Genomic DNA, 25213 nt, shown 5'->3' with positions numbered 1-25213 from the left:
CTGCGAGCGGCCCCCTCGGGGAGGGCCGATCCTGGCAAGGTCGGACGCGGACCGAATCTTCTGGCTCGCTGGGCGGAGCCTGCTGACCTGGATCGCGGTCGCGCGCTCAAGCCCTCAGGGTTGCCGCCGGAGCGCCGTCGCGGTGCCGCGCGGCAAGCCAGCGCCAATGGGCGGCGAAGCGTCTCAGCGCGCATTGCTGCGCGGTGTTGCTCGAGACCTCCGGATGGAGATAGAGGGCTTCGAGATGACGGGCGACCGAGTCGGCCAGCTCCGAGGTACAGTGACTGGTGTAGAGCCGAATCAGCTCGCCCAGTCTCAGCTCGAGAACGGGTGGATCGAGGCGCTGGAGGTCGTCTGCCTTGAGCTGGTCGATGAGCTGCTGCATGCCGTGTATCTCCTATCTGGACTGAGGATGGATCTGGGTCACCTGGCTGGCGGTCGGAGCAGGCTCCGCAATGGGCTGACAAGGTCTCGCTGAATCGTCGACGACACTCGGTCATATGATAACGATTCTCATTCAAGATATGTCGAGAGCGGTCCGACGTCAAGGCCGATTCGTGGAGGCGTGCAGGAGGCGCCCCGCCTGACCTGTCCGGCACTAGCCGAGCCGGCTGGACTTGGACGACAAGCGGCTGTGGGTGCCTGAGCCGACACACACCAAGAGCAAGACTGGCCTGGAAGCGCCGTGGATTCGTCGTCGTGCCGTCCCAACTTGCCGAGTCGGAATTCCACTCGCTACCATGCGCGTCCCGCTCATCCGAGCAAGCGCGTACCCTCGCTTCAATGCACACCAAGCCGTCGAGACAGGATCGAACCGCCGCGAGCTGGGCCCTTGCCCTGGCTTGCGCCCTCCTGCTGCTCGCTCAGACGGCGCTCGCGCTTCACCAGATCGACCATTTTTCCCATCCCCACGAGGGCGTCTGCGAGCTGTGCGCCATTACCGCTGGGAGTGCGCCCCTACCGGCGCTCCCGCCGAGCCTGGCTGCAGCGCCCCGCGTCCTTGCGCCCAGATCCGGGCGTCCCGAAGTCCTGCTTCGCGACGACCGCGCGCATCGTCCCCACTTCGCCCGAGCTCCACCCAAACCGCTCCTGATTGTCTGACCAGCGCGCGCTTGCCTGAAACGGCGGCGCGCTCCCAACGCAATGAGGAGCTTCCACCATGCAGAAGACTGCATTGGCGGCCGCGATCGCGTCCGCCTTACTTGCCCCTGCGACCAGCATCGCAGCCACAGACCCCGAGATCGCTGAGCTGAAGGCCATGCTCAGCGCCATGAAGCAAGACTACGAGCAGCGCATCCAGTCGCTGGAGCGTCGCCTGGCCGAGGCCGAGCGCACAGCCTCGGCACCCCAAGAGAGCACCTGGACCGCCGATGAGGCGGCGTCCAAGCCGATGACCGCGCCGAGCGCTTCCCAACCCGTTGCCAGCACGCCGAGCACCACGGGGGGAGGCTTCGGTGCACTGACCTCTGGCAGCGCCTTCAATCCGCAGATCTCGGTCATCCTGGATGGCAACTACTACCACGACGGCATCGATGGGGCTGGCGCAGCCCTGGTCGGCGAGGCGCTGCAGCCCTCGGGCGGACACGCCCATGCGCACGGCGACGAGACGGAGCATGCGCACGGCCACGGCACCACAGAGAACGGCTTCAACTTCCGCGAGGCGGAGATCGCCTTCTCGGCCACCGTCGATCCCTATTTCGACGCCGCCGCCTATCTGGCGGTGACCGATGACGGTGACGTGCACCTGGAGGAGGCCTGGATGCAGACCCGCAATCTGCCCCAGGGGCTGCGGGTCAAGGCGGGCAAGTTCCTGAGCGATTTCGGCTACATCAACAAGCAGCACCCGCATCAGTGGGACTTCGTCGATCAAAACCTCGCGTATCTCAACCTGCTCGGAGACCACGGCCTGCAGGACACGGGCATTCAGCTCACCTGGCTGCCGCCGCTGCCGGTCTACACGCTGCTTGGCGTCGAGGCCTTGCAGGGCGACCAGGAGCTGTTCGGCACCACAGTGGATGACGCGGAGCAGGCCGAGCTGAGTCTGGGTGATACGCGGGACGGCCCGCGCCTCTGGACGGCCTTCGCCAAGGTCGCGCCGGACCTCGGCCAGAACCACGCGCTGCAATTCGGCCTCTCCTATGCCCACAACAGCCAGCACCAAGAGGTCCATAGCCACACGCATGAGGGCGAGGACGAGGTGCATGAGAACGGCTTGGCGGGGGACGCCGATCTCTGGGGTCTGGATGTCGTCTACAAGTACGACGGCGCTGGTCCCGATGGTCAGGGCGATGTGAAGTTTCAAACCGAGTATCTGCGCGCGATCAAGGATCTCGACGTCCACTCGAGCCCGCACGAGGAGATCGTCGGATCCAATCGCACCTTCACCACGGACGGGCTCTATGCCCAGGCCGTCTATGGCTTCGCGCCCAAGTGGACGGTCGGCCTGCGCTATGACGTTCTGGGTCTGACGAACGAGGTCAGCGGAGATGGCGACGCGAGCTACGGCTCCTCCGACCGCTGGACGCTGAACCTGACCTGGAGCCTGTCGGAGTTCTCGCAGCTGCGCGCCCAGTACGCGCGCAACGACATCCTCGTCGCCGAGAACGAGCGCGAGCGCTTCGACGCCTTCTACCTGCAGTTCCTCGTGAGTCTGGGCAGCCATGGCGCCCACAGCTTCTGAGGGGAGATCCAAGATGCTGAAACGACTGTCCTTCGTCCTCATGAGCTTGATCTGCCTCGGCAACGCCTCGGCCGCATCGCTCGACGTGGTCGCCACCAGTCCGAGCATGGGCGCCCTGGTGCGCGCAGTGGCGGGCGACCGCGCCGCCCTCAGGGTCCTCGCCGGACCTGACCGCGACTTGCATCAGTTGCAGGTGAAGCCCAGCATGATCCGTGCGCTGCGCTCGGCCGACCTGGTGGTCGCCATCGGCGCCGAGCTGGAGATCGGCTGGCTGCCGCCGGCCATTGCCAGCGCGGCGAATCCCAGCATCCAGCCAGGTCGCGCGGGCTATTTCGAGGCGGCGGCCCAGGTTCCGCTCTTGGATGCCGGCGGGCCGGCCGACCGCGCGCTCGGCGACGTCCACCCGGTCGGCAATCCGCACGTCGACATGGACCCGGCGCGGATGACAACCATCGCCCGCGCACTCGCCGAGCGCATGGCGCAGCTCGATCCCGGCGGGGCCGCTGCCTATCGCCGGGGAGCCGAGAGCTTCGCCAGCGCGGTTGAGCAACGCCTCCCCGGCTGGCGGGCGCGGCTCGCGAACGCCCATGGTGTCGTGCTCTATCACCGTGACGCCATCTATCTGCTCGAGCGCTTCGGCGTCCCACTGCTCGGCACCATCGAGGCCGTTCCCGGCGTGCCGCCAAGCGGGCGCTACCTGAGCGAGCTGACCGCCAAGCTCAGCGGGAAGGATGGCGTCATCATCTATGCCCCCTACCAAGCGCCCAAGGCCGCGAATAAGCTCGCGCGCGACCTCGGCTGGCAGGCAGTGCGCCTGAGCCTGGAGCCCCCGCTGAAGGCGGATGGCAACGGCTACCTGGCGCACCTGGACGCCTGGGTCGAGACGATCGCGTCCGGACGGTGAGCACAGCGGACGCGGATGTCCTGATCCGTCTCGAGGGTCTGACCGCCGGCTATCGCCGGCCGGTGGTCGGCCCGCTCTCCCTGTCGCTGCGGCGGGGCGAGCGGCTCGGCATCTGGGGTCCGAACGGGACGGGCAAGTCGACCCTGCTCAAGGCCATTGGCCACGCGGCCCAGGTCTTCGCCGGACGCATCGAGCGGGCGCCCGGCCTGCGCATCGCCTACCTGGATCAGCAGCCCCTGCGCCTTCCGGCCATGCCCATCACCGGGCGCGAGCTGTTGCGCGCCGCCGGCGCGACGACTCAGGGTGCGCCAAAGGCGCTCGCAGGCATCCTGCGGCAGCGGATCGACCGGCTCAGCGGCGGTCAGTATCAGCTGCTGTGGATCTGGTTTGCGCTCGCCACCGAGGCCGACCTGGTCTTGCTCGACGAGCCCACCAACAACCTGGATCCGGGCCGGCGCGAGCAGCTGGTCGAGATCCTGCAGACACGCCATTCGAGCCAGGCGCTGGCACTGGTCAGCCATGATCGGGAGCTCCTTCAGCAAACCTGCTCACACCTGCTCGATCTGGAAACGGGCGAGGTAAAGCATGCTTGATGCCTGGCTCGCATCCTTGAGCGACCCGCTGTTTCGCCTGCCGCTGCTGACCGGATTGCTGCTGGCCGCCCTGCTGCCGGTCATCGGCGCCCTGCTGATGCTGCGCGACGAATGGCTCGCGGCACTCGGGCTTTCGCACATCGCGGCCGCAAGCGCACTGCTGGGCAGCGCCTTGGGGCTTCCGACGCTGGTGGGCGGCACGGCGGGCGCGCTGGCCGGCGGCGCACTCAAAACGCGCTTCGAGGCGCGCGGCAACCTCGCCTATGCCTTCATGATCCTCGTGGGCTGGTCCGCGACCCTGCTGATCGGCGCCAATACCGAGCTGGGCGAGCGGCTCGCGCACGCCTTGGTCGAGGGGCAGCTCTATTTCGCGGGCGTCGCCGAGCTGGTCGCGGCCCTGGCCTTGATCGCCGCGGCGATCTGGATCCTGCCGCGCATCCTGCCGCAGCTTCTGCGCAGCCGCTTCTTTCCGCGCTTCGAGCAGGCCAACGCCTTGCCGGCCTGGCGCTGGCACCTCGCCATGGACCTGTTGGCCGCCGCCACGCTGGCGATCGGCACCCTCACCGTCGGCCTCATGGGTGCCTTCGCGCTCGTCCTGGTTCCAGCCTGGGTGATCTTTCGGGTCGCACCGAGCTGGCGCTGGACCCTGATCGGCTCCGGACTCGTCGGCATCAGCGCGCACCTCGTCGCCTTCGCGCTTGCACTCCAGCTCGACCAGCCCTTCGGGCCAATGCTCGTCGCCGTGCTCCTCGGCATCGCGGCAAGCATGCTGTTGCCCAAGGCTTGGCGGGGCTCGCCGCCGGCTTCATGACCCATTGCTGGCAGGCGCCGGCAGGCTCGCCAGCCTTCGCCCTGTCAGCTTCAGCCTCCAGACGCCCGCTCCTCCGAATCAGCCGGTCGGCGAGCGCATCATCGAGATAAGACGTCATCCAGATAAGACGTCGGCGAGCGGCTGACGGCGCTTTCCAGGCTCATCGATCACCCCTCCCGACCGCGCGAAACCATCGAGAACTCTCGATCGGGGCCGCCCTGCCCTAAAGCATCGACGAGAATCGATGCAAATGATCCAAACAATAGATTTTTTAACAGGCTCGCTTGCCCCGATACTCCTCTCGTCACAACGCGAAGGGCCCTGCGGCCCGGGAGGAGTCCATGACCTTGCTACCCGAGACCTTCGCCGCCGGCGCCGCGCTGGCTGCGCCTCTGCTGCTGTGGCTAGCCGCGGCGGTCCCCACAGACTGGGCGGACCGCTCCGGGCGGCGCACGGCGCGCGCCGCCAATCTTCTCGCTTGGCTCGCATTCGGCGCTGCCCTCGTGGCGCTCCTAGGCCAGGGTTTCGGCCCGGGCGAGACCTGGAATCTGCTTGCCATCCCCCTCCCTGGGGGAATCGGCGAATTCGCCATCGGCGTCTATGTGAACGCCGTGACGGTGATCATGCTGACCCTGGTCTCCCTGGTCGGCGCCGTGGTGTCGCGCTATGCGCGCAACTACATGGCGGGCGACCCCCACGAGGGCCGCTTCCACAAGTGGCTCTTGACAACCCTGGCCGCGATTCTGACGCTGATCGTCGCCAGCAACCTGCTGCTCTTCGCGCTGGCTTGGATGGCCACGAGCCTGGCCCTGCACCGCCTGCTGCTGTTCTACCCGGAGCGCCCGGCCGCGGTGATGGTCGCGCACAAGAAGTTCGTCTTCAGCCGGATCGGTGACGCCAGCCTTTTCGGTGCAACCCTCTTGATCGGCCTCTCGCTGCACACGCTCGATTTCGCCACCATCGCCGAGCGCATGGGCGAGCTTCAGGCGCCCCTTCCGGCCGCCCTTCAGCTCGCGGCCTGGCTGGTGGTGGTGAGCGCCATCCTCAAGTGCGCCCAGTTCCCCTTCCACGGCTGGATCCTGCAGGTCATGGAGGCGCCGACGCCTGTGTCCGCCCTGCTGCACGCAGGTATCGTCAACGCGGGCGCCTTCCTGGTGATCCGCATGAGCCCGATCATGTCGGTGTCCGGTCCCGCGCTCGATGCGCTGGCGGTGATCGGCCTGGTCACCCTGACCGTCGCCTCGCTGGTGATGCTGACCCAGACCAGCATCAAGGTTTCGCTGGCTTGGTCCACCTCGGCGCAGATGGGCTTCATGCTCATGGAGGCCGGGCTCGGGCTCTACAGCCTGGCGCTGCTGCACCTGGTGGCGCATTCGCTCTACAAGGCCCACGCCTTTCTCGCCTCCGGCAGCAGCGTCGACGGCTTCCGCGCCGCCGTGCCGCGCTTCGATAACGGCGGGAGCCCGCAGCCCTGGCAGTGGCTGGTGGCCTTCCAAGGGGCGCTCTTGATGGCCTTGGTCGTCGGCTTCGCCTTCGGGATCGACCCCGTCGCCCAGCCGGCGCTAGTCGTTACCGGCGCCATCGTGGCGGTCGCCGTCGCCCAGCTGATTCTGCAGGCACTCGCCTTGCGTAACGATTCGTCCCTGCTGATCCGGGCCACCATGATCGGTGCCGGCGTCTGTGTCGCCTACTTCGCGCTGCACGCGGGCTTCGAGCATGCCATCGCCGGGAGCGTGCGCCCCGTGGAAGACACCCGCGCCGCCCTCGATATGGCGCTCGCCGTCGCGATTCCGGCCGTCTTCGTCGCCCTGCTGCTCCTGCAGCACCTCTTCACCCGGCTCCAAGGTCCGATGCGCGAGGCGCTGCAGGTCCATCTCTACAACGGCCTCTATGTCGACATCCTGGTGACCCGGCTGATCGCCCGGCTGTGGCCCATCCGTCGTCCGACCCCGTCGGCGCTCTGATCCCGAGGAGGACATGCCATGAACATGAGAGACCTTCCCAAGACCGATGCGATGGAGCTCACCTCGGCGCGCGGGCCGCTGCTCGAGACGCCCGACTTCGCCGGCGACACGCAAGACCTGGATCGGCTGATCGAGACGGCCTGCAACCGCATCGCACCTGTGTGGCCGCTGGACCGCTTCGTCGCCGTCAATCCTTTCCACGGGCTGCGCGACAAATCCTTTCGCGAGGCGGCCGACCTGCTGGCATGCGTCGCCGACGCGCGGCTCTACATGCCACGCGCCTACTACCGTGAGCAGGTCGCCGCGGGACGCATCACCGACGCCGATCTGGCGCAGGCCGTCGCGCGCTGCGGCGAGGGGCTGGACGTCGCCACCCTGCGGGCCGCGCTGCGCGACGACTCGGGGCCGGCGAGCGCGGCCGTGCCCCTGCTGACGGCTGTGCTCGACGAGCAGGAGGCCGACGATTGGTCGAGCTTCGTCGTGGAGCGCATCGGCCACCACTGCGCGGCCTATTTCGACATGGGCCAGGCGACCTGGAAGAAGCCCTGGCAGGGGCGCTCGCTCTATGCCGCCTGGCGGAGCTTCGCGGCCCTGGACTACAGCGCCACCATGATGGGCGAGCCGGGCATCCGCGCCCGCGTCAAGGCGCTGCCCGAGTCGCCCTGGGACACCATCCGCGCGGCCATCGGCCGGCTCGGCATCCCCGAGGCCGGCGCGCTCGACTACATGCACGCGGCACTCCTGGACATTGGCGGCTGGGCCGCCTGGACCCGGCTGATCCGCTGGGAGCAGGAGCTGCAGGGCGGCAGCGACGACACCATCGTCGAGCTGCTCGCCATCCGCCTCGCCTGGGATGTCCTGGTCTACGAGCACAAGGTGACGCCACAGCTGCGCGCGCGCTGGCGCGCCGTCTGCGAAGCGCTCGGGCGCGGCGAGCACGCAGCCCCGGCGGCCCGCCACCAGATCGATCACCTGCTGCTCACGGCGCTAGAGCTCGGCTATCAGCGCGAGCTGGCCGCCAAGCTGGTCAAGGGATCGACAACCGGCGGGCGTCCCGCCAAGCGCCCCGTCGTGCAGGCGGCCTTCTGCATCGACGTGCGCTCTGAGGTCATGCGCCGCGCCTTGGAGACGGTCTGCCCAAGGGCGCAGACGCTCGGCTTCGCGGGCTTCTTCGGCGTGCCCATCGAGCATGTGCCCTTCGGCATGACAGAGGCGCGCGCGCACCTGCCCGTACTGCTCACCCCGAGCTATCGGGTCTGCACTGAGGTGCGCGGCGCCGACGCAACGGAGGCCGCCGCGGCCCGCGAGCAGCAGCGCTCGCGCCTCGGCATGGCCAAGGCCTGGAAGGCCTTCAAGATGGGCGCCTCCTCCTGCTTCTCCTTCGTCGAGGCGGCGGGCATCTTTCTCTACGCCCCCAAGCTGCTGGCGGACAGCCTGGGGATGGGCCGCCCCGTGCCGGCGCCGGACGATCTGCACCTGGACCCGACGCTGGAGCGGCGGGCGGCACCAACCCTGGAGCCCTCGGCCCAGGCGCCTTGCGCCGAGCATGCCCATGGCCATCACCACGGCACCCAGACGGCGGGCCGGCCGCTCGGCATCCCGGCCGAGGAGCGGGTCGGACTGGCCGAGGGCATCCTGCGCGCCATGTCCCTGACCGATGGCTTCGCGCGGCTGGTGCTCCTGGTCGGACACGGCAGCACCACGGTCAACAACCCCCACGCCAGCGGGCTCGACTGCGGCGCCTGCGCCGGCCAGACCGGCGAGGCCAGCGCCCGCATCGCCGCCGCGCTGATGAACGACGAGGCGGTGCGCCAGGGACTCGCAGAGCGCGGCATCCGCATCCCGCTCGACACCCACTTCCTGGCCGCCCAGCACGACACCTGCACCGACGACATCAGGCTCTTCGACGCCGACCGGCTTCCTGAGAGCTATGCCGAGGAGCTGGCCGAGCTGCGCAGCTGGCTCAAGCACGCGGGCGAGCTCACCCGTCTGCAGCGGGCCGCCCTGCTCGGCATCGACGCCGGCTCGCACAGCGCGGTGCAAGCGGCCGTGCGCCGGCGCAGCCGGGATTGGTCGCAGGTGCGCCCGGAGTGGGGGCTGACCGGCTGTGCCGCCTTCATCGCCGCGCCGCGTGCGCGCACCCGCGGGCTGGACCTCGGCGGGCGGACCTTCCTGCACGACTACGAGTGGCGCCAGGATGAGGGCTTCGGCGTGCTGGAGCTGATCATGACCGCGCCCATGATCGTCGCCGGCTGGATCAATCTGCAGTACTACGGCTCCACCACCGACAACCGCCGCTTCGGCAGTGGCAACAAGGTGCTGCACAACGTCGTGGGCGGCGCCCTGGGTGTCTTGGAAGGCAACGCCGGCGACCTGCGCGTGGGGCTGCCCATGCAGTCCCTGCACGACGGAAAGCGCTGGATGCATGAGCCCATGCGGCTGTCGGTGGTCCTGGAGGCCCCGCGCGAGCCGATCGACGCCATCATCGAGCGCCACGAGCTGGTGCGCCAGATGCTGGACAACGGCTGGCTGCACCTCTTCCGGCTCGACGACGCCGGCCTCGAGCAACGTCTCCCCGAGCGCGGCTGGGGAACGCCTGCCTACGACGCGGCTTAGCGCCTAGAGCGGCCCGACGCAGGGAGCGCCCGGGCCCTCTCGCTCAGAGTGATTTGCCGCACTGGGCGAGCCATGCCCGTCGACGCTGTTCGACTAATCCCCTGGCGCCCTTTCGCGCCGCAAGCGCCGGCTGCGCCTGAGCCGGAAGAGGGTCCAGACCGGGCCTGAGGCGGCGTAGGTCACCGCCATGGCGAAGAGCACCAGCGGCGGGTAGATGTAGACCACCGCGAAGCCGAGCATGACCGCCACCGCGAGCAGGAAGGGGACCCGCCCCTGCAGGTTGATCTGCTTGAAGCTCAGGTAGCGGAAATTGCTCACCATCAGCAAGCCGGCACTGGCCGTCAGGAAGGCGGCGAGCCAGGAGACGTCCGAGCCGTCGACGCCGAGGTCGTTCGCGGTCCAGATGCCGGTGGCGATGATGGCGGCGGCCGAGGGGCTGGCGAGACCCTGGAAGTAGCGCTTGTCGGCGATCCCGACCTGGGTATTGAAGCGCGCCAGTCGCAGCGCCGCGGCCGCGGTGAAGACGAAGGCCGCGAGCCAGCCGACCTTGCCCAGCTCACCCAGCGCCCAGTGATAGGCCACAAGGGCCGGCGCCACGCCAAAGGCCACCATGTCCGAGAGGCTATCGTACTCGGCACCGAAATCGCTCTGGGTGTGCGTCATGCGCGCGATGCGCCCGTCGAAGCCATCGAGCAGCATGGCGACCAGGATGCCGAGCGCCGCGGCCTCGAAACGATCCTGGGTCGCGGATAGCACGGCGTAGAAGCCCGCGAAGAGGGCCGCGGTCGTGAAGAGGTTCGGAAGCAGATAGATGCCGCGCGGCCTGCGCCGCGGCCGAAGCGTCTCGTCCATTATTTGTGGGCTCACCGGTGGATAGGAGCGAATGGCAGGCGAGAGTATAGCCGGGGAGCATCTGCGGCAGAAAGAAATGCGAGCCAGCACTTGCAACTCGACACGCCCGCCCGCAGTGCTGCGGACATGGACACGCACCTGTCATCGATTTACGTCATAGTGTCTATAGCTTGACTGGCACCCCGACCCTTCTGGTTAACCGAGCCTGCCGCATCACCAGAGCCGAGCGCCGCCGCGCGCCTCCGACCACCACCGCCTGGGAGGTGATATGACACTGCAGCACGCCAGACCGCCGATGCCCACTGACGACAAGCGCTGGAAACTGGTCAACGCCACCATGCGCCGCAACGGATATGCGGATCACGCCCTGATCGAGACCCTGCACAGCGTACAGAACGCCTTCGGCTATCTCGAGGAGACCTCGCTGCGCTTCGTCGCCGCGTCCCTGGATCTGCCGCTCAGCAAGGTCTTCGGCGTCGCGACCTTCTATCACATCTTCATGCTCAAGCCGAAGGGCCGCCACGCCTGCGTGGTCTGCACCGGAACGGCCTGCTACATCAAAGGAGCTGGAGCACTCTTGGAGGGGATCGAAGAGCGCTACGGCGTCAATTCCGGAGAGACCACGGAGGACGACAAGCTCTCGGTGCTCACGGCGCGCTGCGTCGGTGCCTGCGGACTCGCGCCGGCCGTCGTGCTGGACGGCGATGTCGTCGGCAAGCTCGGCTCGGACACCCTGGTCGCCAAGCTCGAGGAGCTGGACTGATATGCATCTGGAAGAATTGGCCGAGAAGGCCGCCGAATTCAAAGCCGAGGATGCCCACGTCGAGCACGAGGTGCGCGTCTGCATGGCCGCCAGCTGTCAGTCCTCCGGCGCGGCCCAGGTGATGGATGCGTTGGACAAGGCCAAGGGCGACGGCCAGCCCGCCTGCAAGGTCAAAGGGGTCGGATGCATGGGGCTCTGCTCAGCTGGGCCCTTGGTCGCCGTGGCCGACAAGGAGGCCGACCTTGCCGGCTCCGTGCTCTACCGCGACGTCGCGCCGGAGGACGCCGCCGACATCCTGGGCAGTGTCGGCGGGTCCCCCGTGGAGCGGCTGCGCTGCCCGACGGACCAGCCCTTCTTCGCGCGTCAGCGCAAGATCGTGCTGGAAAACTCCGGCATCATCGATCCCAACAGCTTCAAGGGCTATGTGGCGGCCGGCGGCTATGCGTCGCTGGTTCAGGCGCTCTCCGAAATGACCCCGGCCGACGTCCTGCGCGAGATCACCGCCAGCGGGCTGCGCGGTCGCGGCGGCGGCGGTTATCCGACGGGGCTCAAGTGGTCGACCGTCGCCAAGATGCCGGGCGAGCAGAAGTACGTCATCTGCAACGCGGACGAGGGCGACCCAGGTGCCTTCATGGACCGCGCCGTGCTGGAGTCGGACCCCCATCGCGTTCTGGAAGGCATGGCCATCGCCGCCTATGCCGTCGGTGCCAGCAAGGCCTACATCTATGTCCGGGCCGAATACCCGCTCGCGGTCGAGCGCCTGCAGAACGCGATCCGCAAGGCCAAGCGCGCCGGCTTTCTGGGCAACAAAATCGCCGACACCCAGTTCAGCTTCGAGGTCGAGATCCGGCTCGGCGCAGGTGCCTTCGTCTGCGGTGAGGAGACCGCCCTCATGGCCTCGATCGAAGGGCTGCGCGGACAACCGAGGCCGCGACCGCCCTACCCGGCCGAGTCCGGCCTCTGGGGCTGCCCGACCCTCATCAACAACGTCGAGAGCTTCGCCAACATCGCGCCCATCGTTCGCGAGGGCGGCGACTGGTTCGCCTCCATCGGCACCGAAAAGTCCAAGGGCACCAAGGTCTTCGCACTCGCGGGCAAGATCGCCAACACGGGTCTGATCGAGGTACCCATGGGCACGACCTTGAGGGACATCATCGAGGTCATCGGCGGCGGTATCCCGGACGGCAAGACCTTCAAGGCGGTCCAGACCGGCGGCCCCTCCGGCGGCTGCATCCCAGAGGCCCACCTGGACATGCCCGTCGACTACGACAGCCTCAAGACGCTCGGCACCATGATGGGCTCCGGCGGCATGATCGTGATGGACGAGACCTCCTCCATGGTCGACGTGGCGCGCTACTTCATGGAGTTCTGCATGACGGAGTCCTGCGGCAAGTGCGTGCCCTGCCGCACCGGGACCTACCAGATGCACGGCATCCTCGACAAGCTCACCAAGTCTCAGGCGAGCCGTGACGACCTGGCACTTTTGGAAGATCTGTGCGAGGTCGTCCAGGCCACCAGTCTCTGCGGTCTCGGACAGACGGCGCCCAATCCCGTGCTCAGCACCCTGCGCTACTTCCGCCAGGAGTATGAGGAAAAGCTGCAGGGGGAGACCGGAGCATGACGTGGCATCGCCCAGACCATCTGTTGACCCGAGATTCGGCAATTGGAACCGCTAAGGCGCGAAGGACACGAAGAAAAACAGAGACTTGCTGTGCGGCGTCGCTTCAGCCTCTGGCTGAGCATCGCTTCGCAGAAAAGCTATTGAAATCCTTTGCGCTCTTTGTGCCCTTTGCGGTTCAACTGATCTTTTTAGGTTGACCGATTCGGCGGGCTTTAAACCCAGCTTCGCCCCTTTCGCCGCCAGGCCCTGACGACTCTCCGGAGGGACCATGCCCCTACCAGTCACGCCGCCAAACATCCGTGTCGTCACCCTCAAGATCGACGACCAAGACCTCTCGGCTCGAGAGGACGAGACCATCATCGAGGTCTGCCGGGAGAACGCCATCCCCATCCCCAGCCTCTGCTACCTCGACGGCCTCTCGGTCTGGGGCGGCTGCCGGCTCTGCATGGTCGAGATCGCCGGCCAAGGCCGGCTCGCCGCGGCCTGCTCGACGCGGGTCACCGAGGGGATGGAGGTCCGGACCAGCACCGAGCGGCTCCAGCGCTACCGCCGCACCATCGTCGAGATGCTCTTCGCCGAGCGCAATCACGTCTGCTCCGTCTGCGTCTCCAACGGGCACTGCGAGCTGCAGACCATGGGGCAGAGCTGCGGGGTCGACCACGTCAGGGTGCCGTACCGGCAGACGCCCTACCCGGTCGACAGCTCGCACGAGATGTTCCGGCTCGACCACAACAGATGCATCCTCTGCACCCGCTGCGTTCGCGTCTGCGACGAGATCGAGGGGGCGCACACCTGGGATGTCATGGGGCGCGGCAGCGACTGCCGCGTGATCACGGACCTGGCGCTCCCCTGGGGCGAGAGCGAGACCTGCACCAGCTGCGGCAAGTGCGTGCAGGTCTGCCCGACCGGCGCCTTGGTCAAGCAGGGCACTTCCGCCGGGGAAATGGTCAAAGACCAGCACTTCCTCCCGATTCTCGCGCGCCGGAGACACGCCCGATGAGCACGCCGATGAAGACCACCGTCGCGACCACCTGGCTGGACGGCTGCTCCGGGTGCCACATGTCCTTCCTGGATATGGACGAGCGTCTGGTCGATCTCGCCCAGCGCGTCGATATCGTCTACAGCCCCCTGGTCGACACCAAGACGCTGCCCGATCAGGTCGACGTCGGCATCCTCGAAGGCTCGATCAGCTCGGACGAGGATCTCGAGAAGGCCAAGGCCTTTCGCAAGCACTGCAAACTGCTGATCAGCCTGGGCGACTGCGCGGTCAACGGCAATGTCCCGGCCATCCGCAACCACTTCAAGCTCGACGACGTCATGGACCGCGCCTATCGCGAGAACGTCAGCCTTCAGCCCCAGATCCCAACCCGCAGCGTGCCGACCTTGCTGGAGACGGTGAGGCCGATCCACGCTGAGGTGAAAGTCGACGTCTTCGTGCCCGGCTGCCCGCCCCACGCGGACGCCATTTGGTACGTGCTGAGCGAGCTGATCGCGGGCCGCACGCCGGACCCAAGCAAGGTGACCCGCTTCGGCGCCTAGGGCCCTCCAATCACCCGATACCGTCAGGAATCCACTATGAGCGAAGTCACTCCCGAGACCGGCGTCATCGTCGCGCTGCTCGACCGCATGCGCACGCAGCGCCTGCCGCGTGCGCTCGATCTCAAGGAAAAGGTGGACCGAGGCGAGCGCCTGGACAGCTTCGATATCCACTTCCTTCAGGAGGTCTTCGAGGACGCCCGGGAGCAGCAGCCGCATTGGGGTGAGCATCCGGAGCTGCAGGAGATCATCGCCAAGCTCATCCACCTCTATCACGAGATCACGGCCAAGGCCTTGGAGAACGAGGAGCAAACCACCTCGACCTGAGCGTTATCGGAAATTCAGACAGTTTGAACCGCAAAGGCGCGAAGGGCGCAAAGGAATTCAATGCGTCACGGAGTGGATCTTACCCACCCAGTGGGTGACAGAGATGCATCGAGAAAACCTTTGTTTTACTTAGCGTCCTTTGCGCCTTTGCGGTTCGATTTGCCGAATCTTGGCTTTTCGTCACTGGCCATTTGCACAAGGGGATCGCCGCCATGAGCCGCACAGTTACCATCGAGCCGGTCACCCGCATCGAAGGGCATGCCCGCATCACCTTGCAGCTTGGGGATAGCGGACAGGTCGAAGATGCCAAGTTCCATCTGACCCAGTTCCGCGGCTTCGAGAAGTTTTGCGAAGGGCGCCCCTACCGCGAGATGCCCGCGCTCACCGCGCGCACCTGCGGCATCTGTCCGGTCAGCCACATCATCGCCTCCAACAAGGCCTGCGACCATCTGCTCTCGGTCAGCATTCCGCCAACGGCCGAGAAGCTGCGGCGGATCATGAATCTGGCGCAGCTCACCCAGTCGCACGCCCTGTCCTTCTTTCACCTGTCCTCGCCGGATCTGCTCATGGGCTGGGACGCCGATCCCGTGTCCCGCAACATCTTCGGCGTCATGCGCCAGCACCCCGACCTGGCGAAGGACGGCATCCGGCTGCGCCAGATCGGCCAGACCATCATCGAGACCCTGGGCGGCAAGAAGATCCACCCGACCTGGGTCGTCCCCGGCGGCGTTAGCGAGCCGCTGACCCAGGAGAAGCGCGACGCCATCCTCAAGCTGCTGCCCGAGGCGCTCGAGATCGCCAAGCGCACCTACGCCTTCTTCAAGACGCTGGTGCCCAAATTCAAGGATGAGGCCGACCACTTCGGGACCATGCCGACGCTCTTCCTGAGTTTGGTCACGCCCAAGGGCAACCTGGAGCACTATGACGGCGTGCTGCGCGTCAAGGACGCCCAAGGCAACATCCTGGAAGACATGGTGCCGCCCTGGGAGTACGAGCGGCTCATCGGCGAGGCGGTCGAAGACTTCAGCTACATGAAGTTTCCCTATTACAAGGCCCAGGGCTATCCCAAGGGCATCTACCGCGTCGGCCCCCTGGCCAGGCTCAACAACGCCAACGCCTGCGGGACGCCCTATGCGGATGTCGCCTTGGCCGAGTTCCACATGCTGCAGGACTCCGCACCCGTCGCCAGCAGCTTCCACTACCACTACGCCCGGCTGGTCGAGATCATCTACGCCATCGAGATGATGGAGCGTCTGCTCAACGACCCGACCATCCTGGACAGCCGCGTCCGGGCACGCGCACGCAGCAACCGCTATGAGGGGATCGGCGTCGCCGAGGCCCCGCGCGGGACTCTGATGCACCACTACCGCATCGACGACGACGGCCTCATCACCTGGGTCGACCTCATCATCGCCACCGGCCACAACAACCTGGCGATGAATCAATCCATCCGCCAGGTCGCCGATACCTATGTCGACGGCAACAATCTTCAGGAAGGCATGCTGAATCGCGTGGAAGCGGTCATCCGCTGCTATGACCCCTGTCTGTCCTGCGCCTCGCACGCCTTCGGTCAGATGCCCCTGAGCATCGAGCTGAAGGACCCTGCCGGACATGTCGTCGACACCCTGAAGCGCGGCTGAGGTGCAGACGTGAAGACGCTGATCGTCGGATACGGCAGCCCCATCCGGGGGGATGATGCCCTGGGCCCGCTCGCGGCCGATCGGCTCGCCGCCTTGGACTTAGGCGACGGCATCGAGGTCGCATCCCGGCACGTGCTCACGGCCGAGATGGTCGCGGACCTGGCGGACAAGGCGCTGGTGATCTTCCTCGACGCGGCCGTGGATATCGCGCCCGGAGAGGTGCGCTGCCAGGCCCTCGAGCCGGACGAGCACGCGGTCTCCACCATGGCGCACTTCCTCGATCCGCGCGAGCTGCTGGCCTGGTGCGAAACGCTCTATCAGCGCGTGCCCGAGACCTATCTGGTCACGGGCGGCGGAGATTCCTTCGATTACGCGAGCTATGAGCTGACGCCGGCCGCCGAGCAGGCGATCGAGAGGATGCTGGCGTGCGTCGGGAGACTCCTCGAGCAAGGCCGGGCCGCATCCCATGGGCAGATAAGCTCGAGTGGCTCGCACCTGCGCGCGTAGCGGCAACGCCAAAGGAAGTGGAACCGTGCTAGCCTTGGCAAGGGTTGCCACACTGCGAAGCACCGACCATGGCCACCATGAACATCTCCCTGCCCGACGACTTGCGCGACTTCGTGAATCGCAAAGTCGCCACACACAGCTACTCCAGCACCAGCGAGTATCTCCGCGAGCTGATTCGGCGTGAGCGCGATATCGAGATGCTGCGCGAAAAGTTGCTGGCGGGGCGCGACTCCGGACCCGCGGCGCCGATCGACGACGCCTGGCTCGCCCGATTGCGGGCAAGCGCCTCTGGCGAGATCGCGGAGTGACCGGCAGGCCCCTGCTCCTTCGACCGCTTGCACAAGCCGACATCGACGACATCCTTGCCTACTGCCGCGCCGAAGGTGGCCCCAGCCTCGCAACAGCCTTCGCCAAGCAGCTCGAGGCTGCGTTACACACCCTCGCGACGCACGCAGCCATCGGCTCCCGCCGCTATGCCGATTTGCTCGGGATCCCCGGCCTGCGCAGTTGGCCGATCAAGAGATCCGCGTACCTGATTTTCTACGTCGACGAGAAGGAAAAGATCGACATTTGGCGCATCTTGCATGGTCGACGCGACCTTGCGGCGCTGTTGGGGAATGACGATCCTGAAGAGGGGGATCTCGAAGAGACCTCAGTGTCCGAGTAGCCAGATCGAACCGTCGGCAATCTTCCTGCTCGCGTAGGCGCCCGCTTGCGGGCGACTCGGGTCGTTTCCGCACCGCCACCGCCAAAATCGGGAACGAATTTGTGGACGGCTTCTTGGTGCAATTCAAGCCCCACGCCGAGCCCGATCAGCCGGCGGAGAAGTGATCGTAGCCGGTCATTCCTGTCTCGAGGAGATCGCCGCTTGGCAATCGGCAGCGCAGGCCGGAGACCTTTGAGAGGGTGCCGATTGCCGTCACCTGGCAGCCCGCGGCCTGGGCGATGGCCTCGACGCGCGCCGCATCGGCCTCGGCCGCACAAAAGCACAGCTCATAGTCGTCACCCGAGGAGAGCGGCAGCGACCAGTCGCCGGCCCTCTGCACGACATCGGCAACCATCGGGCTCAGCGGCAAGCGCGCCAGCTCCAGCTCAGCGCCAACGCCGGATGCCTGGAGGACATGCCCCAGATCGGCCGCCAGCCCGTCCGAGAGATCGATCATGGCTGTCGCGAGCCCGCGCAGACCTCGGCCGAGCCGCACCCTCGGCTCTGGGCATTCGAGCCGACCACGCAGCGCCTCGTCGACGTCGGCGCCGTCCAGAATCTGCCTCAGCGCCAGCCCAGCATCGCCCAGCGTGCCGCTGACAAAGACGCGATCGCCTGGGCGCGCGCCGGAGCGCCGAATCGCCCCGCCAGGCGGAACGAGCCCATGCACCTGGACGCTGACGCTCAGCGGGCCCCGCGTGGTGTCACCCCCGACCAGCCGCACCCCGTGGGCAGCGGAGAGGCGCGCAAAGCCCCGACTGAAGGAGCGGAGCCAGTCTTCGTCGACCGCTGGCAGCGTCAAGGCCAGAGTGGACCAGGCCGGCTCTGCGCCCATGGCCGCAAGATCGCTCAGGCCGACCGCGAGCGACTTGTGTCCAAGACGCTCGGGATCGCAATCGGGAAAGAAGTGGACCCCGGAAACCAGGGTGTCGATGCTGACGGCCAGCGCCTGGCCGGGCGGGATCTCGAGCAAGGCGCAGTCGTCGCCGACGCCCAGCGCGGCATCGGGCCGCACCGGGCCGATGTCCGCGAAATAGCGTCGAATCAGATCGAACTCGGACACGCGCTCAGGCCCGGATCAGCTAGACGCGGCGGCCCATGTCCCCTGAGCGTCGGCGGGCGATCTTGTCGAGCACGCCGTTGACGTACCTGTGGCCCTCGTGCGCGCCCAGCAGCTTGGTCAGCTCCACGGCCTCGTTGATGGCGACGCGATCGGGGATATTGTCGGCGAAGAGGATCTCGTAGGCACCCAGGCGCAGGATCGCCAGCTCGACCGGGTCGACCTGGCTGATCGGCCGGTCCAGGAACTGGTCCAGCTTGGCGTCGATCTCCTCGATGTGCTCGGGGACGCCGGACATGAGCTCGTCGAGCAGCTCGAGATTGAAGTTGAAACGCTCCTTGGCGTCCAGCAGCTCGTCCTCGTCGACGCCGTTGAGCGATGCCGCGACGGCCTGCAGCCAGTCCGGATCGTCGAGCAGGTTGCGCTTGATCTGAGCCGGGTCTTCGCCGGTGAGACGCCACTGGTAGAGTGCCAGCGCCGCATAACGGCGCGATTGACTGCGCGGACTTATCATTTCAGTCGATCTGCCTCAGCAGGTCCACCATTTCCAGCGCGGACATAGCGGCCTCGGCGCCCTTGTTGCCTGCCTTGGTGCCGGAGCGCTCGATGGCTTGCTCGATGGTATCCACGGTCAGCACGCCAAAGGCGACGGGCAGACCGTATTTGAGACTGACCTGGGCCATGCCCTTCACGCACTCGCCGGCCACGTACTCGAAATGCGGCGTGCCGCCACGGATGACCGCGCCCAGGGCGATGATGGCGTCATAGCCGCCCTTCTTGGCGATGCGCTCGATGGCCACGGGCATCTCGAAGGCGCCCGGCACACGCACGACCGTCAGCGCCGAGGCATCCGCGCCGTGGCGCACCAGCGTATCGATGGCACCCTTCTCCAGGGCCTCCACCACGAAGCTATTCCAGCGCGAGACGACCAGGCAGAAACGCGCGTTGTCGGCGCGCATTGCGCCTTCGATGGTCTTGATTGTCATAGGTCTACCAAGGTCAGTGTCGATCAAGCCTCAGGCTTGGATTTGATCTCACGAATGTATCAACAGCTGTCAGGCTCGGGCGCCTTTCGCCCCAGCGCCCGCACCGCCGAAACAGCCCCGCGAGACTTCAGCTTGGCCTGCCGCCAGTGTACTCGACGACTTCCAAATCGAATCCGGAAATGGCGTGCATGGCCTTGGGCGCACTCATGACGCGCATCTTGCGCACCCCCAGGTCGGCGAGGATCTGGGCGCCGATGCCATAGGTGCGGAGCTGATTGCCGTCCTGACGGCGCACCGGCACCTCGTCCTCGCTGTCATGGAGCTGGAAGTCCTTGAGCCGTGCGAGGAGATCCCGCGAGCTATCGCGGTTACGCAGCACCACGATGACCCCCTCGCCCTCCTCCGCGACCTTGCGCATGACGTCCTGCAGCGGCCAGCCGCAAGCATTGTGAGTGGTGCCGAAGAGGTCGCAGAGACTGTTCTGCAGATGCACCCGCACCAGGGTGGGACGCTCCGGGGTGATGTCTCCCAGGGTGAGGGCCAGATGGATCTCGTTGTCGATGCTGTCGCGATAGGCCACGAGATTGAAATCACCATGTACGGTCGGCAGCTCGCAGGTGCATTCGCGCAGCACGGACTTTTCGTTGCGCACGCGGTAGTGAATCAAATCCGCGATGGTCCCGATCTTGATATCGTGCTGGCGTGCGAACTCTTCGAGATCCGGGCGGCGTGCCATGGAGCCATCTTCGTTCATGATCTCGACGATCGCCGACGACGGCGTGAAGCCCGCCATGCGTGCCAGGTCGCAGCCGGCCTCCGTATGCCCGGCGCGCACCAGCACGCCGCCCGGCTGGGCCATGATGGGGAAGATGTGGCCCGGCATGACGATGTCTTTCGGCCCCGCGTCTCCCGCAACCGCAGCCTTGATGGTGGTGGCACGGTCGGCGGCCGAAATGCCTGTGGTAACCCCGCGTGCGGCCTCGATGGAGACCGTGAAGGCGGTGGAGTGCGCGGCCTGGTTGTCGCTGACCATCAAGGGAAGCCGCAGCCGCTCGCAGCGCTCCTTCGTCAGGGTCAGGCAGATGAGGCCGCGACCATACTTGGCCATGAAGTTGATCGCCTCGGGCGTCACGCAATCCGCCGCCATGAGCAGATCGCCTTCGTTCTCGCGATCCTCGTCGTCCATGATGATGACCATCTTGCCTTGGCGCAGGTCTTCGATGATCTCTTCAGTGCTGTTGAGCCCGGGACTGGTCATAGAAAAAGCAACTTTGTCGAACAGAAAGATTGGCCGCGCGACCGACGTGGGCCGGTCTACTTCACGAAGCCGTGCTCGGCGAGAAATTCCAGGGTCACCCCGGACGCCTTTGGATTGGCCGCCTGCTCGCCGAGCAGCAGGCGCTCCAGATAGCGTGCGATCAAGTCCACCTCCAGGTTGACGCGCGTCCCCGGCTGATAGTCGCCGATGATGGTCTCCTGGATGGTGTGCGGCACGATGTTCAGCTCGAAGACCGCACCTTCCACCGCATTGACGGTGAGACTGGTCCCATCGACGCAGATGGAGCCCTTGTGCGCGATATAGCGCGCTAGCTCCTCCGGCGCCTGGATGCGCAGCCGCCAGGAGCGCGCATCCTCATGACGCTCGAGCAGCGTCCCAACCCCATCGACGTGACCACTCACCAGATGGCCGCCGAGCGGCGTCGAGAGCGTCAGCGCCTTTTCCAGGTTGACCCGGCTGCCCGTGCCAAAACCGCCCAAGGTCGTCAGGGAGAGGGTCTCGCGCGAGACATCCGCCGCGAAGCCCTGCCCCGTCAGCTCGACGGCCGTCAGACAGACCCCGTTGACCGCGATGCTGTCGCCGAGCACGACCTCGTCGAGCGCGAGCTTACCGGTGGCGATCGACAGCCGCACGTCGCCGCCGCGCGGCTCGAGCCGCTGAATCTGACCAACGGCCTGGATAATGCCTGTAAACATGGTCTTACGCTTCCTATTCGAGCCCATCAGCCGCAGTAGAGTGGACAACCGCAGCGCAGTCCACCAGCTTGCCTGAAAACGCCCCGCGAGGCCCGCGGCCACAAGGGCATCCGCAGAGGCTCGCGCCGAGCACCAGGCACCTGTCCGCTCACCCCAAGCATGGACGCACCCTGATCCGCAGGTCTGGACCAACACGCCGAACATCCTGGATGTCCAAGGCAACGCGGTCCGCCATGGCCTCGACCCAAGGCAGATCGAACAGCCCTTGCGCCGACTCGCCCATGAGGTGCGGCGCCAGATAGAGGATGATCTCGTCCACCAGACCGGCGCTCACCGCGGCGCCCGCGAGCGTCGGCCCCGTCTCGAGCAAGACCTCGTTGACCGCGCGCTTCGCCAGGGTTTCCATGAGCGCTGTGAGATCCACGCGCCCCAGATGCTGCGGACAGACGACCACCTGAGCCCCGGCGGCCTCGAGCGCGGCGATGCGCTCGGGAAGGTGCTCCACACCGGCGACCAGCGTCTCGCCGGGCAGTCCCAGCATGCGCGCCGTCGTCGGCATGCGCCAGAAGCTATCCGCGACGACGCGCAGCGGCTGACGGATCTCGTCCGCCGATCCCATGCCCTCGAGCTCGCTGGCATCCAGGCGGACATTGAGGCTAGGGTCGTCGGCCAAGACGGTGCCGATTCCGGTCAGGATCGCGGAGCTTCGCGCGCGCAAGCGATGCACGTCGCGCCGCGCCGCCTCCGAGCTGATCCACTGGCTCTCGCCGCTCGCCATGGCGGTACGGCCGTCAAGACTCGCCGCCAGCTTGCAGCGCACATAGGGCCGGCCCTGCGCCATGCGCTTGACGAAACCGGGATTCAGCGCGCGCGCCTCGGCCTCGCGGACGCCGGTCTCCGTCGCGATGCCAGCCGCGCGCAGCTGTGCGATACCTTGACCGGCGACCAGGGGATTGGGGTCGACCATGGCGCAGACGACGCGCGCCACGCCCGCCTCGATCAGTCCGTCCGTGCAAGGCGGTGTGCGGCCGTGATGGCAGCAGGGCTCCAGCGTGACATAGGCCGTCGCCCCGCGCGCCCGGTCACCCGCGGTGACCAGGGCGAATCGCTCGGCATGGGGCTCGCCCGCGCGCCTGTGCCAGCCTTCGCCGACGATCACGCCGTCGCGCACCAGCACGCAGCCCACGCGCGGATTGGGATCCGTGGTCAGACGACCACGCTCCGCCAGCTGAATCGCCCTTGCCATGTAACCCAGGTCCGCTCCCTGCTCGGACCCGGCGCACCGGGCCGCCATCAGGGCTTGGGCTCCAGATCCTCGAGCAGGTCGAGCTGCTGACGGGTCTCCTCGGGCGTGGGCTGGCGCTTGAGCCGCTCGATCTCCTCGCGGAAGGCCTCGACGTCCTCGAAATGCCGGTAGACGGAGGCGAAGCGCACATAGGCGACCTGATCGAGCTGACGCAGCTCGTCCATCACCATCTCGCCGACGCGCAGCGCGGGGACCTCGCTCTCGCCAGAGGACATGAGACGCCGCTGGATGCGCGCCATCGCCGTATCCACCTGCTCCGTGCCGACCGGCCGCTTTTCGAGCGCCCGCATCAGGCCGGAACGGAGCTTGCGGCCATCGAAGGGCACGCGGCTGCCGTCACGCTTGATGATACGCGGCAGATTCAGCTCGGCGGATTCATAGGTGGTGAAGCGCTCGCTGCAGACGACGCACTTGCGCCGCCGCCGCACCTGATCGCCCTCGCCGGAGAGGCGGGAATCGACCACCTTGGTATCCTGAGCACCGCAGAATGGACAGCGCATGGGTTGAGTGGACAGTTGTCAGTGGACAGTCGTCAGCGCGACGCGATGAAACCTGGACGCAAAGCCCAGGATCCCGCGTCTGCCGAAAGCTAGCGCCCGTAAACCGGGAACCGCTTGCAGAGGTCCAGAACCTTGGCCTTGACGTCGGCAATGACCGCGGCGTCGCCACGCCCGTCGATGACATCGCACATCCAGCCCGCCAGGTCGCGGACCTCGTCGATGCCGAAACCGCGCGTGGTGATCGCCGGCGTGCCGACGCGGATGCCGCTGGTCACGAAGGGCGACTGCGGATCATTTGGCACGGCGTTCTTGTTCACCGTGATGTTGGAGACACCCAGCCAGGCGTCCACGTCCTTTCCGGTCAGCCCCTGATCGATGAAGCTCACCAGGAAGAGGTGATCGTCGGTCCCGCCGGAAACGACGTCGTAGCCGCGCGCGATGAAGACCTCGGCCATCGCCTGGGCATTGCGCACCACCTGCTCCTGATAGCTCTTGAACTCCGGCTCCAACGCCTCCTTCAAGGCCACGGCCTTGGCCGCGATCACGTGCATCAGCGGACCGCCCTGGATGCCGGGGAAGACGACGGAGTTGAGCTTCTTCTCGATCTCGGGATTGGCCTTGGCCAGGATCAGACCGCCACGCGGACCGCGCAGGGTCTTGTGGGTGGTCGTGGTGGTGACATCCGCGATCTGGACCGGGCTCGGGTAGACACCGGCCGCAATCAGACCGGCCACGTGGGCCATGTCCACCAATAGATAGGCGCCGACGGCGTCCGCGATGTCGCGGAAGCGCTGCCAGTCGACCACGCGGGAGTAGGCGGAGAAACCGGCAACGATCATGCGCGGCTTGTGCTCCTTGGCCAGACGCTCGACCTCGTCGTAGTCGATCTCGCCGGTCTCAGGATTCAGTCCGTATTGGACCGCGTTGTAGATCTTGCCGGAGAAATTTGGCTTGGCGCCATGGGTCAGGTGGCCGCCGTGGGCCAGGCTCATGCCGAGCACGGTGTCGCCGGGCTGGCACAGGGCCATGTAGACGGCGGCGTTGGCCTGAGATCCGGAATGCGGCTGGACGTTGGCGTAGTCGGCACCGAAGAGCTGCTTGGCGCGGTCGATGGCCAGCTGCTCGGCGACGTCGACGTACTCGCAGCCACCATAGTAGCGCTTGCTCGGGTAGCCCTCGGCGTACTTGTTGGTCAGCACCCCGCCCTGCGCCTGCATCACGCGCGGGCTCGCGTAGTTCTCGGAGGCGATGAGCTCGACATGCTCTTCCTGCCGATGCTCCTCGTCCTGGATAGCCGCCCACAGCTCTGGGTCGTAGTCGCTGATCTGCATGGTTTTGTCGAACATGGTGCTCACCCCCGGCGATGCAAAGCAGGGCAGTATAACGAGTTTTCCCGATTTCGTCGCGGTCTGCGGACGAGACGCGAAGGGCAAGAGTGCGACCTCCCCAGGCCACACCCTCTCCTCGCCTCCGTTCTCCAGTTGTCTCGGCAGAAGCGCCTTGTTGGACTAATCCGATCCTGGCACGACCTCGCCGGCCGCGAGGATAGGGGCATGCCGTATAGAGAGGGGATTGTATCGGTGGGCCATGGATGGCGTGGGAGCGCCGGTGCCACCCGGTCGGTGGCGAGGAACGTCGCGGAGGCAGAAACCGGGCATCAGAAGAACTCCCATCGTGCCGCGAAGACCTGTACTGAGGAGATCTTAGCCCAATTCCCTGGCGTTGAGGGCGAGCTGTCAGGTCTGACACCTTCCCCCGATGGGGGTGGCGTGCTCAGGCCTATTCGCTGACGGAGAGTAAGCCGGGTCCTTGCCGCCGTTTAGGCCGAAGTTGGTGTTCTCTGTTTGCCGCCTGGTTTCCCGGCGGT

General features: G+C 66.6%; 25 protein-coding genes. 15 read left to right on the top strand and 10 right to left on the bottom strand.

The annotated features are described in order from the left end of the window. Window positions 1–106: 106 nt before the first annotated feature. Window positions 107–385 (bottom strand): ATP dependent RNA helicase, encoded by a 279-nt coding sequence (locus G3446_RS11430; protein ID WP_164452964.1) that lies wholly within the window; start codon window positions 383–385, stop codon window positions 107–109. A gap of 774 nt (window positions 386–1159) precedes the next feature. Here G3446_RS11430 and G3446_RS11425 point away from each other — a divergent pair. From G3446_RS11425 to G3446_RS11400, 6 genes are all read left to right on the top strand, one after another. Beyond that, entirely contained in the window at window positions 1160–2680 is a 1521-nt protein-coding gene (locus G3446_RS11425) for a TonB-dependent receptor (protein WP_164452963.1), read from the top strand. A gap of 13 nt (window positions 2681–2693) precedes the next feature. Next, on the top strand, window positions 2694–3584 hold the full coding sequence (locus G3446_RS11420) for a metal ABC transporter substrate-binding protein (RefSeq protein WP_164452962.1): 891 nt from the start codon (window positions 2694–2696) through the stop codon (window positions 3582–3584). Then, on the top strand, window positions 3581–4177 hold the full coding sequence (locus G3446_RS11415; RefSeq protein WP_164452961.1) for an ATP-binding cassette domain-containing protein: 597 nt from the start codon (window positions 3581–3583) through the stop codon (window positions 4175–4177). The genes G3446_RS11420 and G3446_RS11415 overlap by 4 nt, the downstream gene beginning before the upstream one ends. Beyond that, window positions 4170–4988 carry a metal ABC transporter permease gene (locus G3446_RS11410; protein ID WP_164452960.1) on the top strand — a complete coding sequence of 273 codons (819 nt, stop codon included), beginning with the start codon at window positions 4170–4172 and terminating at the stop codon, window positions 4986–4988. Before G3446_RS11415 ends, G3446_RS11410 begins: the two co-directional genes overlap by 8 nt. Before the next feature lie 341 nt (window positions 4989–5329). Further along, a complete protein-coding gene (locus G3446_RS11405) occupies window positions 5330–6952 on the top strand; it encodes an NADH-quinone oxidoreductase subunit L (RefSeq protein WP_164452959.1) in 1623 nt (540 codons plus the stop codon). A gap of 18 nt (window positions 6953–6970) precedes the next feature. Beyond that, the gene (locus tag G3446_RS11400) at window positions 6971–9568 is read left to right on the top strand and encodes a YbcC family protein (RefSeq protein ID WP_164452958.1); all 2598 of its coding nucleotides are present in this window, start codon (window positions 6971–6973) and stop codon (window positions 9566–9568) included. A gap of 93 nt (window positions 9569–9661) precedes the next feature. Here the strand turns inward: G3446_RS11400 and pssA are convergent, their stop codons facing one another. After that, the gene (gene pssA / locus G3446_RS11395; protein ID WP_164452957.1) at window positions 9662–10420 is read right to left on the bottom strand and encodes a CDP-diacylglycerol--serine O-phosphatidyltransferase; all 759 of its coding nucleotides are present in this window, start codon (window positions 10418–10420) and stop codon (window positions 9662–9664) included. Between the two features lie 268 nt (window positions 10421–10688). On the opposite strand from pssA, the gene hoxE reads away from it, so the two are divergent. The 9 genes from hoxE (at window position 10689) to G3446_RS11350 (ending at window position 17481) form a co-directional block, all read left to right on the top strand. Continuing rightward, window positions 10689–11183, top strand: coding sequence for a bidirectional hydrogenase complex protein HoxE (hoxE, locus tag G3446_RS11390; protein WP_164452956.1), 495 nt, complete (start codon window positions 10689–10691; stop codon window positions 11181–11183). Between the two features lies 1 nt (window position 11184). Further along, window positions 11185–12804, top strand: a complete 1620-nt coding sequence (nuoF, locus tag G3446_RS11385) for an NADH-quinone oxidoreductase subunit NuoF (protein WP_164452955.1) — start codon at window positions 11185–11187, stop codon at window positions 12802–12804. A 268-nt stretch (window positions 12805–13072) separates the two neighbouring features. Next, window positions 13073–13804, top strand: coding sequence for a bidirectional hydrogenase complex protein HoxU (gene hoxU, locus G3446_RS11380; protein WP_209262361.1), 732 nt, complete (start codon window positions 13073–13075; stop codon window positions 13802–13804). Continuing rightward, window positions 13801–14343: an NADH-quinone oxidoreductase subunit B family protein gene (locus tag G3446_RS11375; protein ID WP_164452954.1), complete on the top strand. Its 543-nt coding sequence runs from the start codon at window positions 13801–13803 to the stop codon at window positions 14341–14343. The genes hoxU and G3446_RS11375 overlap by 4 nt, the downstream gene beginning before the upstream one ends. Before the next feature lie 36 nt (window positions 14344–14379). After that, entirely contained in the window at window positions 14380–14667 is a 288-nt protein-coding gene (locus G3446_RS11370) for a hypothetical protein (protein ID WP_164452953.1), read from the top strand. A gap of 212 nt (window positions 14668–14879) precedes the next feature. Continuing rightward, window positions 14880–16307: a Ni/Fe hydrogenase subunit alpha gene (locus tag G3446_RS11365; RefSeq protein WP_164452952.1), complete on the top strand. Its 1428-nt coding sequence runs from the start codon at window positions 14880–14882 to the stop codon at window positions 16305–16307. A gap of 9 nt (window positions 16308–16316) precedes the next feature. Then, on the top strand, window positions 16317–16814 hold the full coding sequence (locus G3446_RS11360) for a hydrogenase maturation protease (RefSeq protein ID WP_164452951.1): 498 nt from the start codon (window positions 16317–16319) through the stop codon (window positions 16812–16814). A 68-nt stretch (window positions 16815–16882) separates the two neighbouring features. Then, window positions 16883–17122, top strand: coding sequence for a type II toxin-antitoxin system ParD family antitoxin (locus G3446_RS11355; protein ID WP_164452950.1), 240 nt, complete (start codon window positions 16883–16885; stop codon window positions 17120–17122). After that, window positions 17119–17481, top strand: coding sequence for a type II toxin-antitoxin system RelE/ParE family toxin (locus tag G3446_RS11350; protein WP_164452949.1), 363 nt, complete (start codon window positions 17119–17121; stop codon window positions 17479–17481). The genes G3446_RS11355 and G3446_RS11350 overlap by 4 nt, the downstream gene beginning before the upstream one ends. Before the next feature lie 145 nt (window positions 17482–17626). On the opposite strand, the gene thiL is transcribed toward G3446_RS11350, so the two are convergent. The 8 genes from thiL to glyA all read right to left on the bottom strand — a co-directional run bounded on the left by thiL (window position 17627) and on the right by glyA (window position 24692). Beyond that, on the bottom strand, window positions 17627–18583 hold the full coding sequence (gene thiL / locus G3446_RS11345) for a thiamine-phosphate kinase (RefSeq protein ID WP_164452948.1): 957 nt from the start codon (window positions 18581–18583) through the stop codon (window positions 17627–17629). A 19-nt stretch (window positions 18584–18602) separates the two neighbouring features. Next, window positions 18603–19094 carry a transcription antitermination factor NusB gene (gene nusB / locus G3446_RS11340; protein ID WP_164452947.1) on the bottom strand — a complete coding sequence of 164 codons (492 nt, stop codon included), beginning with the start codon at window positions 19092–19094 and terminating at the stop codon, window positions 18603–18605. Between the two features lies 1 nt (window position 19095). Then, complete coding sequence (gene ribH / locus G3446_RS11335) at window positions 19096–19566, bottom strand: 6,7-dimethyl-8-ribityllumazine synthase (protein WP_164452946.1); 471 nt, start codon at window positions 19564–19566, stop codon at window positions 19096–19098. Between the two features lie 127 nt (window positions 19567–19693). Next, entirely contained in the window at window positions 19694–20824 is a 1131-nt protein-coding gene (gene ribBA, locus G3446_RS11330; protein ID WP_164452945.1) for a bifunctional 3,4-dihydroxy-2-butanone-4-phosphate synthase/GTP cyclohydrolase II, read from the bottom strand. Window positions 20825–20880: 56 nt separating this feature from the next. Further along, window positions 20881–21540, bottom strand: a complete 660-nt coding sequence (locus G3446_RS11325) for a riboflavin synthase (RefSeq protein WP_164452944.1) — start codon at window positions 21538–21540, stop codon at window positions 20881–20883. A 148-nt stretch (window positions 21541–21688) separates the two neighbouring features. Beyond that, window positions 21689–22786 (bottom strand): bifunctional diaminohydroxyphosphoribosylaminopyrimidine deaminase/5-amino-6-(5-phosphoribosylamino)uracil reductase RibD, encoded by a 1098-nt coding sequence (gene ribD, locus G3446_RS11320; RefSeq protein WP_164452943.1) that lies wholly within the window; start codon window positions 22784–22786, stop codon window positions 21689–21691. A 47-nt stretch (window positions 22787–22833) separates the two neighbouring features. Then, window positions 22834–23346 carry a transcriptional regulator NrdR gene (gene nrdR / locus G3446_RS11315; protein WP_164452942.1) on the bottom strand — a complete coding sequence of 171 codons (513 nt, stop codon included), beginning with the start codon at window positions 23344–23346 and terminating at the stop codon, window positions 22834–22836. Between the two features lie 89 nt (window positions 23347–23435). Beyond that, window positions 23436–24692: a serine hydroxymethyltransferase gene (glyA, locus tag G3446_RS11310; protein ID WP_164452941.1), complete on the bottom strand. Its 1257-nt coding sequence runs from the start codon at window positions 24690–24692 to the stop codon at window positions 23436–23438. Window positions 24693–25213 lie beyond the last annotated feature (521 nt).

It is taken from the genome of Thiorhodococcus minor (genome assembly GCF_010820565.1).
In the GTDB taxonomy this organism is placed as follows: domain Bacteria; phylum Pseudomonadota; class Gammaproteobacteria; order Chromatiales; family Chromatiaceae; genus Thiorhodococcus; species Thiorhodococcus minor.
Note: the sequence above shows the minus strand (reverse complement) of the source record. Positions and strands in the feature narration are given on the sequence as shown.

What these genes read in the sequence shown, in the direction of transcription:
- G3446_RS11430 (WP_164452964.1), bottom strand. Translation starts at nt 385, where the DNA reads ATGCAGCAGCTCATCGACCAGCTCAAGGCAGACGACCTCCAGCGCCTC.
- G3446_RS11425 (WP_164452963.1), top strand. Translation starts at nt 1,160, where the DNA reads ATGCAGAAGACTGCATTGGCGGCCGCGATCGCGTCCGCCTTACTTGCC.
- G3446_RS11420 (WP_164452962.1), top strand. Translation starts at nt 2,694, where the DNA reads ATGCTGAAACGACTGTCCTTCGTCCTCATGAGCTTGATCTGCCTCGGC.
- G3446_RS11410 (WP_164452960.1), top strand. Translation starts at nt 4,170, where the DNA reads ATGCTTGATGCCTGGCTCGCATCCTTGAGCGACCCGCTGTTTCGCCTG.
- G3446_RS11405 (WP_164452959.1), top strand. Translation starts at nt 5,330, where the DNA reads ATGACCTTGCTACCCGAGACCTTCGCCGCCGGCGCCGCGCTGGCTGCG.
- G3446_RS11400 (WP_164452958.1), top strand. Translation starts at nt 6,971, where the DNA reads ATGAACATGAGAGACCTTCCCAAGACCGATGCGATGGAGCTCACCTCG.
- pssA (WP_164452957.1), bottom strand. Translation starts at nt 10,420, where the DNA reads ATGGACGAGACGCTTCGGCCGCGGCGCAGGCCGCGCGGCATCTATCTG.
- hoxE (WP_164452956.1), top strand. Translation starts at nt 10,689, where the DNA reads ATGACACTGCAGCACGCCAGACCGCCGATGCCCACTGACGACAAGCGC.
- nuoF (WP_164452955.1), top strand. Translation starts at nt 11,185, where the DNA reads ATGCATCTGGAAGAATTGGCCGAGAAGGCCGCCGAATTCAAAGCCGAG.
- hoxU (WP_209262361.1), top strand. Translation starts at nt 13,073, where the DNA reads ATGCCCCTACCAGTCACGCCGCCAAACATCCGTGTCGTCACCCTCAAG.
- G3446_RS11375 (WP_164452954.1), top strand. Translation starts at nt 13,801, where the DNA reads ATGAGCACGCCGATGAAGACCACCGTCGCGACCACCTGGCTGGACGGC.
- G3446_RS11370 (WP_164452953.1), top strand. Translation starts at nt 14,380, where the DNA reads ATGAGCGAAGTCACTCCCGAGACCGGCGTCATCGTCGCGCTGCTCGAC.
- G3446_RS11365 (WP_164452952.1), top strand. Translation starts at nt 14,880, where the DNA reads ATGAGCCGCACAGTTACCATCGAGCCGGTCACCCGCATCGAAGGGCAT.
- G3446_RS11355 (WP_164452950.1), top strand. Translation starts at nt 16,883, where the DNA reads ATGGCCACCATGAACATCTCCCTGCCCGACGACTTGCGCGACTTCGTG.
- nusB (WP_164452947.1), bottom strand. Translation starts at nt 19,094, where the DNA reads ATGATAAGTCCGCGCAGTCAATCGCGCCGTTATGCGGCGCTGGCACTC.
- ribH (WP_164452946.1), bottom strand. Translation starts at nt 19,566, where the DNA reads ATGACAATCAAGACCATCGAAGGCGCAATGCGCGCCGACAACGCGCGT.
- ribBA (WP_164452945.1), bottom strand. Translation starts at nt 20,824, where the DNA reads ATGACCAGTCCCGGGCTCAACAGCACTGAAGAGATCATCGAAGACCTG.
- G3446_RS11325 (WP_164452944.1), bottom strand. Translation starts at nt 21,540, where the DNA reads ATGTTTACAGGCATTATCCAGGCCGTTGGTCAGATTCAGCGGCTCGAG.
- ribD (WP_164452943.1), bottom strand. Translation starts at nt 22,786, where the DNA reads ATGGCAAGGGCGATTCAGCTGGCGGAGCGTGGTCGTCTGACCACGGAT.
- nrdR (WP_164452942.1), bottom strand. Translation starts at nt 23,346, where the DNA reads ATGCGCTGTCCATTCTGCGGTGCTCAGGATACCAAGGTGGTCGATTCC.
- glyA (WP_164452941.1), bottom strand. Translation starts at nt 24,692, where the DNA reads ATGTTCGACAAAACCATGCAGATCAGCGACTACGACCCAGAGCTGTGG.